Annotated in this window: 9 protein-coding genes; 1 reads left to right on the forward strand and 8 read right to left on the reverse strand. The window is 49.3% G+C overall.

The features are described from left to right. Positions 1 to 54 precede the first annotated feature (54 nt). The 7 genes from ACN5NT_RS08070 to ACN5NT_RS08100 form a co-directional block, all read right to left on the reverse strand. The gene (locus tag ACN5NT_RS08070; protein WP_419175083.1) at positions 55 to 3276 is read right to left on the reverse strand and encodes an efflux RND transporter permease subunit; all 3222 of its coding nucleotides are present in this window, start codon (positions 3274 to 3276) and stop codon (positions 55 to 57) included. 52 nt (positions 3277 to 3328) lie between these two features. Next, a complete protein-coding gene (locus ACN5NT_RS08075; RefSeq protein ID WP_419175084.1) occupies positions 3329 to 4369 on the reverse strand; it encodes an efflux RND transporter periplasmic adaptor subunit in 1041 nt (346 codons plus the stop codon). A gap of 10 nt (positions 4370 to 4379) precedes the next feature. After that, complete coding sequence (locus tag ACN5NT_RS08080; protein WP_419175085.1) at positions 4380 to 5765, reverse strand: TolC family protein; 1386 nt, start codon at positions 5763 to 5765, stop codon at positions 4380 to 4382. A 385-nt stretch (positions 5766 to 6150) separates the two neighbouring features. Beyond that, the gene (locus ACN5NT_RS08085) at positions 6151 to 6582 is read right to left on the reverse strand and encodes a response regulator (RefSeq protein ID WP_419175086.1); all 432 of its coding nucleotides are present in this window, start codon (positions 6580 to 6582) and stop codon (positions 6151 to 6153) included. A gap of 59 nt (positions 6583 to 6641) precedes the next feature. Continuing rightward, entirely contained in the window at positions 6642 to 7853 is a 1212-nt protein-coding gene (locus ACN5NT_RS08090) for an MFS transporter (protein WP_136797846.1), read from the reverse strand. Positions 7854 to 8276: 423 nt separating this feature from the next. Then, complete coding sequence (glyA, locus tag ACN5NT_RS08095) at positions 8277 to 9527, reverse strand: serine hydroxymethyltransferase (RefSeq protein WP_419175087.1); 1251 nt, start codon at positions 9525 to 9527, stop codon at positions 8277 to 8279. 479 nt (positions 9528 to 10006) lie between these two features. Next, on the reverse strand, positions 10007 to 12637 hold the full coding sequence (locus ACN5NT_RS08100; RefSeq protein WP_419175088.1) for a cation-translocating P-type ATPase: 2631 nt from the start codon (positions 12635 to 12637) through the stop codon (positions 10007 to 10009). A gap of 374 nt (positions 12638 to 13011) precedes the next feature. On the opposite strand from ACN5NT_RS08100, the gene ACN5NT_RS08105 reads away from it, so the two are divergent. After that, positions 13012 to 13326, forward strand: a complete 315-nt coding sequence (locus tag ACN5NT_RS08105; RefSeq protein ID WP_136797843.1) for an MTH1187 family thiamine-binding protein — start codon at positions 13012 to 13014, stop codon at positions 13324 to 13326. A gap of 5 nt (positions 13327 to 13331) precedes the next feature. Here ACN5NT_RS08105 and ACN5NT_RS08110 read toward each other — a convergent pair whose 3' ends face one another. After that, positions 13332 to 13733, reverse strand: coding sequence for a YkgJ family cysteine cluster protein (locus tag ACN5NT_RS08110; RefSeq protein ID WP_419175089.1), 402 nt, complete (start codon positions 13731 to 13733; stop codon positions 13332 to 13334). Positions 13734 to 13821 lie beyond the last annotated feature (88 nt).

Raw genomic sequence — 13821 nt, forward strand, 5'->3', positions numbered from 1 at the left:
TCACGAGATATTAGCCTGTTTGGTTTATTCTATCACATAGACGCGCAGATGAGGCTAGAGTTTGCCGCTCTTTAACATATAGTACAGCACCGGTACAGCCATTCTGCTGATAAGGAGTGAGGCAATCTCACCGAACATCAAGGAAATGGCCAGCCCCTGGAATATCGGGTCGGCCAGAATTACCGATGCTCCGACAACAACTGCCAGTGCGGTGAGCAGCATTGGGCGAAAACGTATTGCTCCTGCATCAACCACCGCCTTGGCCAGATCGTGACCCTCTTGTATCCGTAATTCAATAAAATCGACCAGAATAATCGAATTCCGAACTACAATGCCTGCACCTGCCATGAAACCAATCATGGAAGTAGCCGTGAAAAAGGCACCAAATCCCCAGTGTGCCGGCAGGATGCCAATCAGGGAAAACGGGATGGCAGCCATAACCACAAACGGGGTGAGGTAGTTTTTAAACCAACCAACCATCAGCATGTAAATCAGGATCATCACCACGCAGAAAGCGAGGCCCAGATCACGAAAGACCTCCAGAGTGATGTGCCACTCGCCATCCCACTTCATGGCTGGTTCAGATTCATCGAAAGGCTGGTTCAGGTTATATATTTTGATTGATTCGGTACTACCGCCCACGAGCCGTCCATCGAGCTGGGCAAGTTTGGCGTTCATATCGAAAATCGCATAGACCGGGCTCTCCACCGAACCGGCAACATCGCCGGTCACATAAATTACGGGCTTGAGGTTTTTTCTGTAGATTGGTTGTTCCACTGCACGTTCTTTTATGTTTACCAGTTCGCGCAGTGGAACCAGCTTTGCGTCCGGAGAGGTTTCGGGTCTGAGTGAAATGTTGAGTATGGAGTCAATACGTGCTTTTTCGGCAGGCGGTAGCTTGAGCACCATATTGATTGGCTCTTTGTCGTTGGGTTGGTGAAAGAGGTCGATAACCATTCCACCAATTGCAGCCTCGATGGTCTCTGTGATCTGCTTTTCACTGATGCCGTTGATGGCGGCTTTTTCCTTATCGACCGTGATCACCTGCCTGGTACGGTCCTCTTCCCTGAACCAGTCCACATCGACCACCCCTTCAGTGTTGATGAAGATACCGTGGACAGCGTTGGCGAGGTTGAGCCTGGCTTCATCTGTTGGGCCATAAATTTCCGCCACCAGGGTTTGCAGGACAGGTGGACCTGGCGGTACTTCGGCAACAGCGACTGTTGCACCATGCCGTGCTGCTATCTTACTCACCCCCGGACGTATCCGTTGTGCGATGTCGTGGCTCTGCAGGCTGCGTTCATTCTTTGGTTGCAGGTTCACCTGAATATCGGCAACGGTCGGGCCGGAGCGCATGAAATAATGGCGGACTAATCCGTTAAAATTATATGGTGAAGCTGTGCCGGTATAAATCTGGTAGTTGACCACTGCAGGATCCTTTCTGACGACTTCGGCCATTTCCATGGCGACCCGGCTGGTGTGTTCAAGAGTTGAGCCTTCCGGCATATTCAGAATAATCTGAAACTCACTCTTGTTGTCAAAAGGGAGCATCTTCACCTTCACCAGGCCGAGGTAGACCATGCTGAAGGAACCGAGCAGCAGAGTGATAATTGAAGTGAAAAAGAGCAGTCTCCAGCTCCGTCTGGCAAGTAGCGGCTCCATTACCAGATGATAAATGCGAGTGAACCAGTCATCCGGTACCTGATCATGGTTGGCGGATTTTCCAGGTTTACCATCGACTGCAGCTCTCAGCAGCCTTGCTGCCGCCCAGGGGGTGACAGTGAAAGCGATCAGCAGCGAGAACACCATGGCAGCGGATGAACCGACAGGGATAGGGCGCATATAGGGGCCCATCAACCCACCAACAAACGCCATGGGCAAAATTGCCGCGATTACAGCCCAGGTGGCGAGAATCGTCGGATTGCCGACTTCGATTACGGCTTCAATAGCAATCTGGACACGCGACTTGCCAGAGTTCCCCGGCAGATGAAGATGCCGAACAATATTTTCAACAACTACAATGGCGTCATCAACCAGAATACCGATGGAAAATATCAACGCAAAGAGGGTGATGCGGTTCAAGGTGTAGCCGTATAGATAAAAGACCAGCAAAGTCAGCGCCAGGGTTGATGGGATAGCGAGCATTACTACCATAGACTCGCGCCAACCGAGGAATAGAAGGATCAGAATTGCAACGCCGAACACAGCAATGCCCATATGTAGCAGCAACTCATTGGACTTCTCGGCAGCAGTTTCGCCATAATCGCGGGTTACGGTTACCTCAAGATCACCTGGGATGATGACGCCTTTGAGATTATCGACTTTTTCCAATACTTCATGGACCACCTGCACCGCATTGGCACCTGGCCGTTTAGCAATTGAAAGGGTTACGGCTGCCTGGGGCTCACCCTCGCCAGGTGTGCCGAAGAGCACGTAATTAGATGGTTCTTCAGGGCCATCGGTGACAGTTGCCACATCTTCGAGATAGACCGGTAAATTACCGTAGACACCTACTACAATGCGTTTTATCTCTTCACTTGAGTTAAGAAAGGTACCTGTCTGAACCAGCACTTCCTGATTACGGGAGAGCAGACTGCCAGAGTAGGACTGTAGATTGACCTGTTGGATTTTAGGTGCCAGTTCAGCTACTGTCAGGTTTCGCGAGGCAAGCAGGAGTGGGTCGAAATGAATTGTCAGCTGACGCCTGGTGCCACCAATCAGTTTGGTTTCAGCAACATTATGGATAGATTTGATACTGTCATCAACCTGAGCCGCAAGTCTTCGCAAAGTGGCGTGATCGTAATTTGTCCCGTGGAAGGTGAGCGCAAGTATCGGCACATCATCGATGGTGTGCGGTTTGATCAGGGGTGGGGTTACCGAGTAGGGGATACGATCGAAATTGGTAGCGAGCTTCTGGTTCAGCCGCACGATTGAGGTCTCTAAATTTTCGCCTACATAGAACCGTACCACCAGCATGCTCTGGCCGGCCATGGACGTGGAGTAGATATATTCGACGCCTGGAAGTTCATAGAGCAGTTTCTCCATGGGAATTGTGAGCTGCTGTTCAACTTCCTTGGGCGTTGCTCCCGGCATGGAGACCATAACGTCGATCATCGGCACCTTTATCTGTGGTTCCTCCTCTCTGGGCAACATCATGATTGCCAGAAAGCCAAGCAGAATCGAAGCAAAGATAAAGAGCGGGGTCAGTCTCGAGGAAACAAAGGCGGCGGCAAGGCGTCCGGCAAAGCCGGGTGCATGTGTCTTTTTATCTGTCATGACAGGTATTGAATAATATGACTTGGTCTCTGTTTAAAATGAGAAGTTCGAGTTAATCGAATATCACCGGTTGCAGGTCGTGCAGCTTTTGATGGCCGGCTACAACGACTTTATCATCAACTGCAAGTCCTGATAAAATTTCGACAACATCACCATAAGTCGCACCGCAACGGACCAATCTGAGCCTGGCTATGCCATCCTGCACGACAAAAACTCTTTGCATCTGTCCATGGGTACTGATGGCGCCGATAGGTACAGCAAGCATCGAAGCGTTGTCGAGGGCTATTGCAACTCTGGCGAATTGTCCGGGCTGGAGAGCCGGATTGGCTTGGAGGTCGAGCTTAACCTCACCGCTTCTGGTGGTGGGGTTGGCGGTTGGGGAGAGTTCTGAAACCCTGCCGGTAATTGTCAGATCTGGTGCTGGTACACGTATATCGAGCTGATCCCCTATTGTAATTTTGGAGATTATTGATTCGGGAATGTGGGTGAGCACTTGCAGTTTAATCTCATCTTCGACTCGTACCAAAGGCTTACCTGGTCTTGCCATGTCACCGACATGGCTGTCTTTACGAGTGATTCTCCCGTCAAATGGAGCAAGCACTCTGGTATAGCTTTGCATGATGTTCGCTTCTCTATACGCCGCCTGGGCTATAGCAAGTGATTCTTCCAATGATTTTACTGTTTCGGGAGTTGCGGCGTTTTTCTTCAGCAGTGTCCTTTCCCGGGCCAGGTTTCGTCTGGCCTGTTCGAGTTGAGCGTGTGATTGCTGTAATTTGGCATCGATCTCCCCGGCGCTTATCTCCACCAGCAAATCGCCTTTTTCGACCCGGGAGCCGAGTACAATGGGCATGGCAGTGATGGTGCCACTGACTTTCGCGGCAATTTCAGCCTTGTTGACCGATTCGACAGTACCGATAAGCTCGATCTGGTTCAGCACAGGCATCATGGAAGCTGTACCGAGAGTGACTTTGGCCGGCTCCATATGGCGTGGGTCAGGCTGGTGTTGTTCAGCGTTGTCACATCCTGCCAGAAATATACTGGATAGCAGAGCAACGCCTACCAGGATAGTGTTGAGCGCGTCGAAATGTTTCATGAGCATATCCTTACAGAGAGTTTGTTACTGGAAATTGATCGATGCCGACGGCCCGGCGCAGGTTGGCGATGGCTATCTGGTTATCTGCACGGGCGGAGGCTCTGCGTGCCTTGGCGTCGGTGAGGCGCATTTCAAAATCTATCAGATCGCTGACGAGAATGAGTCCCTCCTGGAAACGGGCCCGGCTTAATTCAGAGCTCTTTTCAGCTACCTGTACCATCTTTTGGGTGACCTGAAGTCGCTCGAGTGACTGCTGGTATTGAATTTCCGCCTGTTGGATATCAAGGCTTATGGCAAGGCGTAACTGTTCATGTTCCCTCTTTAAGCCAGCGAGTCCAGCTTTTGCTGCGGCAACCATAGCTTCTGTACGATTGCCGTTGTACAGGCTGTATTCCAATCGCACACCGGCAAGCCAGGAATCACCAGATTCGCCAAGTATTGTGCCGTGCTCAAACTGGTATTGACCAAAACTGTCTATGGTTGGCAGGCTATCTCCCTTGGCATGTTGCAGTACTGCTTCACCTTGGCGGATTCTGGCCTCCATCAACTTCAATTCCCGCCGGTTTTCAGGGGTGATCGACTTGGGAATGCTTTGAACAGTGACATGCTCGGGCATAATGTCTGGGGGAGTGCTTTCAAAGCCAAGCAGGTTCCAGAATCGTGTTTTTGCCAACCGTTGGTTATGGATGCTCCGGATATGGTTTTCCGTTGCACGTTCCTTCTGCAGTTCCAGGTTGAGCAGATCTTCCCGCAATAAAGCGCCCGCCTCGAATCGCGCCTGGCCCACCTGGAGTGAAGCGGTTATGGCGTTGATCTCAGCTTTTCGCACCGTAACCATCTCTCCGGCCTGCACTATTCGGTGAAAACTCTGTATCACCTCAAATGCCAGGTTTTGCTCTACATCCTCTTGATGGTGAAGGGCTGCTACTTCTGCAGCCTGTGCCTGATCGACACGTGCACGCCTCTTGCCGCCGTCATAGATGGGGTAGTCGATTTGTGCTTCAAGTACCAGGGCATCAGTTCTGCCTGGATTATTGAAATCAATGGAGTCGTCAAAGGCACCCTGGTTGAGAATGTTGCCAAAAGAGTACATTGGTCTATCAGTCTGGCTATACTCTGAAGCCAGGGTAAGTGACGGGAAAAAAGCAGAATTTGCGGCATCGACCTCGGAAGCACGCGCTGTTGTGCTGTCTTTAGCTATTTTGGGAGCAGGGTTGTTTGCCAGGGCAAAGTCAACTGCATCGGCCAGAGTCCATTTCCCGGTGATCTGGAGAGCCCGTTCTCTTGCGCTCTCTTCCCCCTGCCCGTATGTGGCAACGGCAGAAATACTATTTGTCGTTGTGACACTGAGGCTCAATAAGGATATGGCCAGGACTGTAAGATGTGTACGTGTCATATTAGCTCAAAGAGTAATAATTTTATAAAGCAATAGTATTTAATTTAATGCTTAATCAAAGTAATACGTTATATTACTTGTGTCAAAATATTTGGTGAAAAAAATGGGATGATTCACCTTGGCTGAAAGACAATCGCTATGGATCATACGCGCGAGACGGTTGCAAATAAGGTGTTCAAAAATATGAGGTAATTTTCAAACCTTAACCGGCAATATTGTATTTTATGTAGCAGGTGAATGGTAGTTATTTTTTGCTGAAAAGCAAAAGAAGCGCAAAGTGTTGGCTGATAGCGTGCTGGTTAGGCATTCTGATGACATCAGAAGTCAGGAAAGGAACCGCTTTCTAAAAAAGAGAAGTTATAGGTGCACACCAGGACAAACCGAATTATTTTTTGAGGTGCACTTCGAGAATGTGCTGGAGAGAATCAAGGGTAACTGGTTTTGCCAGGTGGTCATTCATTCCGGCATCAAGCCATCTTGAATTATCACCAGCTATGGCATAGGCACTGAGGGCAACAATCGGGGTAACGGCATTTTTGGCGTACGCCCTGTTGGTGCGTAATTGCCGGGTGGCTTCAATTCCATCCATCACCGGCATCTGGATGTCCATAAAGATGAGATCGAAATTTTCCGATGAAGCAGCGGCCAGAGCAAGCTGCCCATTGGCTGCATTTTTAACAGTGCAGCCAAATCGATTCAGCATAGCCCCCATGATCTGCTGATTAATAGGTTCATCATCAACAACCAGAATGTGACATTTAGTGGTGCATGCCAATGCGGTTTTTGCAGGGCTGTCTATGGGATGTTCTGTTGCCATTGTTGTCAATGCAAAGAAGAATTATTTTTTCTGATTCAATAAATATACCATATAATCTGTTACGTGTGTGCTTTTTCCGGATCTCCTCCCGGTATCTGGTGAAAGAAAAAGAAGCAGGCGCCAATGGACAATATGAGGAGTAACAGGCCCGTCATAACAAGGGTAGTGGAAAGGCTTGAGTGGCGTGCCCCATAGCCGATTAATGGACCGAGTATGCTGAAACCGGTGCGTATGATCAGGCTGCGTATGGAAAGCACCGTCGCACGTATATCCGATGCACAGTAATAGTTGGTGAGATCTTTCAACAGCGGCGTTGCATACCCGCGTACTGCATAAAATAGAAGTAATGAAAACAATCCAGCTGCGAGAGGTAAGGCTCCAAGCAGGATATAGCCAACAGGGATGTAAATGACTATGGAGATCACGACCAGTTTTGGGCCAAAAGTATCCCGAACTTTGTAGGCGAAGGCGGAAACCAGGGCGACCATAAGGTTGAGAACTACCCAGATTGGGGTAATGCTCACTTCATTGAGACCCCTTTCGACGAAATAGACCTGGGCAGTCCAGGCCATGCACAGGGTGCAGGTGCCGATAATTGAAGAGAGCAGAATAGTTGAACAAAGTTTCAGGTTTACAAACAGTGACTGGTGGCAGATTGTGAGAATCTGCTTTAAGCCGGGGCGATCTGTTAAAATCGCTCGCTTCGGCTCAACCAGCATCAGCGAGGCCGGAATGGCTATGGCTGCAATGATTGCCTGCGCGCCATATACTGCACGGTAGCTGAGAAAAGCGGCAATCAAACCACCGCAGATGGCGGCCAGTGTCTCTGCTAAATTGCCTAGCGCGGTGATCCTGCCTTCGTACCTCAGGTAGAGATGTTCTTCTTCGGAGTCTTTTAACGAATCATATAGCAGGGCTGAGTCTGAGCCGGAGATAAAGCTGCCGCCAAGGCCCAGAATGATCTCAGCCACCAGGAACTGGCTGAATGTTCCTGAGACGGCATAGAGCATAAACCCCAATGTGCCGAGGATGGCTCCAAGGATGAGGGATTTCTTACGGCCTATGACATCGCCCATATACCCTGAGGGTATCTCCATTATTGCGACGCTGATGGAGTAGATCGCCTGCAGCAGGTAGATGTCGAATTCGTCCAGCCCGTTGTCGGAGTAGTAGAGAGCGACAATAGGCATGATCAGCATAAACCATTTAGAAAGTTTGATCAGGTAAAGATAATAGATGTTGGCTCTAAGTGATGGACGCAAGCTGATCATGGGGTTTGGGTTGCAATATGAGGTTGATCTTCTCCATCTGCCGGGAGAAGGGGGGAGTGCAATTTGGCAGCCATGCTAAGGCCGAATTTTGAGAGTGTAAAACACATCACAGGGGCAGAAGAATATAAACGATTTTTTGAAAATGGCTCGGTTTTTTGAGTTGTCCTGATTATCTGATGGGAGCGCGCGATATTCAGCATTGCGGAAAAAAATCAATGTCCCCTGATACGCTGAATAGGTTACGTAAATGATATTATATTAAAATTGAGATACGGCTTTCAGGGGTTCTGATTGAGTGCAGAGCAGGTGTAATGAAATCGGAGTTTGACCGTCTGAAATCATCAGAGGAGAAGAAAAACAAAAAAAGGGGATGTTTCCGAAGAAACATCCCCCTGGCTTATTACTTTTTCCGGCTGGGCGGGATTACGCGAGGTGCTCCAGGCCAGGTGCCGGGAAGTTGCCGCAAAGCTCCTTGACCTCTGAGGCAATTTTTTTCTGCAATTCTACGTTTTCCACATCATTTATGACGGAATTGATTTTCTCACCGATGAAAACCATTTCTTTCTCAGTAAAACCGCGGGATGTGACAGCGCAAGCACCGATGCGGATTCCGGAGGGGTCGAACGGTTTACGAGGATCGAAAGGTACCGCGTTGTAGTTCAATACGATTCCTGCCGCATCCAAAGCTTTAGCGGCCTTCTTTCCAGGAACGCCTTTGTTGGTCAGGTCCACTAGCATCAGGTGATTATCGGTTCCGCCGGTCACAAGCTGGAAACCGTTGGATATGAGATTGTCTGCCAGGACCCGGGCATTTTTTACAACCTGGGCTGCGTAACTCTTGAACGCATCGCTTGAGGCTTCTTTCATGGCAACGGCGATTGCCGCAGTAGTACTGTCGTGCGGTCCACCCTGAATTCCAGGGAAAACGGCTTTGTCGATCGCTGCAGCATGCTTTTCTTTGCAGAGAATCATGGCGCCGCGCGGACCACGCAGTGATTTGTGGGTTGTGGTGGTTACAACGTCTGCATAGGGCACTGGCGAAGGATGAGCGCCACCGGCAACCAGACCAGCAAAATGGGCCATATCCACCAGCAGGATCGCACCAACTTCGTCTGCGATTTCGCGGAAGATCTTGAAGTCAGGGATACGCGGGTAGGCAGAGTGCCCGGCAATCAGCAACTTCGGTTTGCAGGCCAAGGCTGTCTCACGGATAGTATCGTAGTTCAACAGTCCGGTTTCCTTGTCGAGGCTGTAATGGTGTGCGTCGAAGTACTTTCCAGAGATGCTGACGTGGGAGCCATGAGTAAGGTGGCCGCCGTGTGGAAGAGCCATGCCGAGAATGGTGTCTCCCGCATTGAGAAATGCAAGGTAAACAGCCAGGTTGGCAGGGGAACCGGAGTATGGCTGAACGTTGACATGCTCTGCCCCGAATAGTTCTTTGACACGCTCGATGGCAAGCAGTTCTATCTGGTCGATAAGCTGCTGCCCTTCATAATAGCGCTTTCCTGCATACCCCTCGGAATATTTATTGGTGAGAACAGAACCGGTAGCCTGCATCACTGGAAGAGACACATAGTTCTCTGAGGCGATAAGACGAATTTTCGCTGCCTGGCGCAGTTCTTCCTGCTTTATCAGGGAGTGTATTTCCTGGTCCGAGTTGTAAAGTTCTTTCATCGTTGCTCCTTCAAGGCCGCACGGCTGGATGTAATATGAATGCTGTGTTCAAAAGCTGTAATTATAAGCAGCGGGCATAAGATTGTGTAATCAGGCCGTCTGCGCAGACACAATAATGCAGTGTTAAAACCGGGGATACTGAAATTATCCTGTTTAATATATAAGGACGCTCCAATAAGTAAGCTGGAAACTATAACGAATATGGTTGTAATTGAACAGCAGAATTTCAATGGTGGTGCGAGAAACGTAGAATTTTCTGCCCGCTGGCCCAACTAAAAGGTGGGTTATTCCTTCAAGGCCAATATTTGAACGGTGCCGGTGTCGGCCTGTGATTTTGAGGATTTCGTAAAAATAGGGGCTGGCTGCTAAAGAATGTGGGAATTACAGGGTCTATTTCGACACGAAAATCAGAGTTGCAGGGTACTCCAGCAACTGGCACAGCTGATTTGCATATGAAAAAAAATAAGGGAGGTATTTATTCAGTTTGGTTTGGCCCTGGTAATGATAAGAGCGGGGATCATGAAAACGAATGTGGCCAGCAGCAGGTAGCAGATTTCTTGTATCTCAAGGGCAGTAACATGAAAAACGAAACGGGCCGGGGTGTAGAGAATGAAGATCTGGGTTGCAAGAGAAAACACAACCGCGATCCAGAGCCAGTGGTTACTCAATAGGGGCACCTGATAACTTCTTCGAAGGATGAAAACCAGTATCATTTCAAAGAGCACTATATAGCTGAAGACAACAGTCTGGCCGCGTTGAATATCGGCCACTTCATTACCACCTCCACCGGTAAGCTGAAAAAGAACAAGGCTGATCAAGGCTCCTATGCTACCCAGAGATACAAGAAGGCGTAGCTTTGTCCTGGGAAGAATCCCTTCACCAGGTGGAATAGGAGGTCTCTGCATTATAGCGGTACCGTAGGGGTCTACACTGTAGGCGAGAGCAGGGGCACCATCGGTAATGAGATTGATCCAGAGCAGAAGCAGGGCGGTGAGCGGCAGGTTAAAACCAAGCAGCACGGCGAGAAAGATAACCAGCACCTCCATCAGGTTGCCTGAAAGTAACAGCATGATAGACTTCTGGATATTTTCATAAATACCTCTGCCTTCTTCTATGCCGGCTACTATGCTGATAAAAGAATCGTCGAGCAGCACAAAGTCGGCAGCTTCGTGGGCAACATCGGTGCCGCTGCCGATAGCGATACCAATATCTGCTTTTTTCAGGGCAGGGGCATCATTCACCCCGTCACCAGTCATGGCGACGATATGGCCTTTATCCTGGAGACCACTGACAATCCGCTGTTTATGCTCGGGTACGACCCTGGCAAAAATATTCGTTGTATCGAGTGTTACCGCCAGATCTATGTCGTTCATCGCATCTATCTCAGCACCAGTTACGCATTCTCCCTCGATCCCGGTCTGCTTGGCGATCGCGTTCGCCGTTTCCCTGTGGTCTCCGGTGATCATGATTACCCGAATATGGGCGAGCTTGGCTTTTTCGATGGCGCTGACAACTCCTTCCCTGGGAGGGTCGATCATAGCCTGCAGGCCTATGAAGGTAAGCCCCTCTTCGGCTAATTCATCAAAATCCTCGTTGTCTGAAATCTCGCGATAAGCAAAGGCGATCACCCGCATTGCCTGCGCTCCGAACCGGTGATACGTATCGCTGATATCATTTCTCTCAGTCTCAGAGAGCGGAATTCGTTTCATCGCTGGGGACGAATCCTGAATGACTGCATGGGTACAACGATTCAACATTTGCTCTGGGGCACCTTTGGAGTAGAGCAGGCTGCGGTTCTCGGACTCAACAGCCACACTCATACATTTTCTTCGTGAATTGAAAGGGCGCTCAGCCAGGCGCATTCCTTCGAACGTTATGCCCGCTTTATCCGCAGCCCTCAGCAGGGCGAGTTCGGTGGGATTACCACCGGAGTCTGAGCGTAAATTGGCCAGACTGTTGTTACAGGCGACTCCTGCCGTAAAAAGCAAATTGAGCTGTTCGCTTTTTTTGATGGCATGAATACCATCATCCTGATCAAAATCGACGGATGTACCGAGGCACCAACCCTCTCTGACTGTCATTTGATTTCGAGTGAGTGTCCCTGTTTTGTCCGAGCAGATTACGTCACAGCTGCCAAGGGTTTCAACGGAGGTAAGTCTTCGAACCAGCATATTTTTTTTGAGTAGTCGGCGGGTTCCTATAGAGAGTGCAATGGTAACAACGGCTGGCAATGCTGTGGGCACAGCAGCTACAGCAAGGCTGATGGAGATGAAAGCAAATTGCAGAAAGATGGGGTTGGTGAGCGGTTCACCGTCGATCCTCAGGCGGGACATGAGCAGCAGGAAGACCAGCAGGCAAATGCCGATAATGACCATGCCTATGTTTCTTCCGAAGCGATCGAGGCGACGCTGTAGTGGTGTCTTTTCCTCTTTTGCTTCAGAAATCATAGTCGAAATCTTGCCGATTTCTGTTTCTTGCCCGCAGGCGGTAACTACAGCAAGACCACGTCCTTCGACAACAGAGGTCGAGGAAAAAACCATATTGGTCTGGTCGGCAGGGCCCGGTTGACCGGAGATAGGGGCGGTCTGTTTCCTTACCGGCATGCTTTCGCCGGTAAGGGGAGATTCATCAAGCTGGAGTTCAACCACATTGAGCAATCTTGCATCGGCTGGAATTTTATCACCGTGCTCAAGATGCAGTATATCGCCACAGACCAGTTGCTCGGCTGTGACATGTTTGAGTTTGCCGTCGCGCAGAACCGCGGCCTGAATGGTTGCCATCCGTTTCAACGCTTCCAGAGAGCGGTTGGCGTTGTATTCTTGAAAAAAACCTATTATGCCGTTCAAAACAAGAATGGCGAGTATCACCAGGGAGTCACCGTATTCACCAATAATAATTGAAAAAAGTACGGCAAATAGGAGCAGGTAGATAATAAAGTTGGAGAATTGATTGAATAGTATTTTCCAGGCGGAAATGGGTGGAGGCGGTTTAAGGCTGTTTGGGCCAAAGAGGTTCAACCGGTCTTCAGCCTCAGCCTGGCTTAAACCGCCTGAGTCGGTCTTGAGGAGTTTTAGGACTTCTTTGCAGGATGCACTGTAATAGGCTGGCATATATACTTTTTAGGCTGATGAGTGCTTTTAAGAGTATTTGTTTATGAGAGCTTCTGGTTTTATGTTAGCTGAAGTGGTTGGAGCAGTACACGCCATATGGTATTTTTCAATTATATTGTCAGCCTGAAAATTTTATGAAATCGTTCCGGTTAAATCATTAACACACCGGAATGTTAAGATTGTCATTCTGGTCGGCTTTTCACTGTTCGGGGAGTTCACCCGGCTCATATTTTTTGCGGTGCGGGGCTCTGGGTTGAGTACTGAACCTTTACGCTTGATGTGTAGACTCGAAACCAGACAATTTTCTGTAATTTTCAGGATTTAAGTAATCACCCATATGAGGGGTCAATGATAGAAGAAGACGGGAGTGGAAAATGAAGGTAATTCTTGATCTGTGCGTAGTTCCCCTTGGAGTCGGCGTTTCTGTATCACAATATGTCGTTGCCTGCGAAGAGATAATCCAGAAGGCAGGACTAAAATCAAGTCTGCATGCCTACGGTACCAATATCGAGGGGGAGTGGGATGATGTCATGGCTGTTGTGAAAAAATGCCATGAGAAGATCCACGAGATGGGCGCACCCAGAATCACCACCACCATAAAACTCGGGACCAGGGTCGACAGGCCCCAGACGATGGAAGATAAAGTAAAGAGTGTGGTGGAGAAAATGGGTGGAGGGACCAGATCTTAACATTGTCAGGAATTGTTCTTGCCGGCTGACAGTGCTTGTTCCACCCTTGGTTGGATTTGCTGCAGCAGATCTTCACGCTCAAGGTAGGGGCATGGGGAGTGATATGGGAACTCCCTGCACTGCCTTGGTCTGGCCTGGTGGATGGTGCATCGGGAGCACATCTTGTCGTCGCTCAAGAAAATACACGAGCCATCAGGTCTGGTTTTAAAGGTGTTATTCTCCTTTATATAGAGATTGCGTGTTTGACCGTCGCTGATCCTGAAATGTCTGGCCAGACGGTTGATATCGTCCGAGTCCAGTAATAGTGTCGAACCTTCCAGGCTATAACAGCAGTAACCGGGGCAGTAGTTGCAATATGTCTTATTGCCGGAAAGGATGTAATTTTCAGTGACTGCTGTGCTGTTCATGGTTGTCCTTGATGGGGTATGCCCAGGTTGATTCCACTTGCATTAAGAAACGAAGATCTATCAGCCTAACATTTTGTGAGTAAAGAGG

Source organism: Desulfosediminicola sp. (assembly GCF_048381775.1).
Lineage (GTDB): Bacteria > Desulfobacterota > Desulfobulbia > Desulfobulbales > Desulfocapsaceae > Desulfopila > Desulfopila ganghwensis.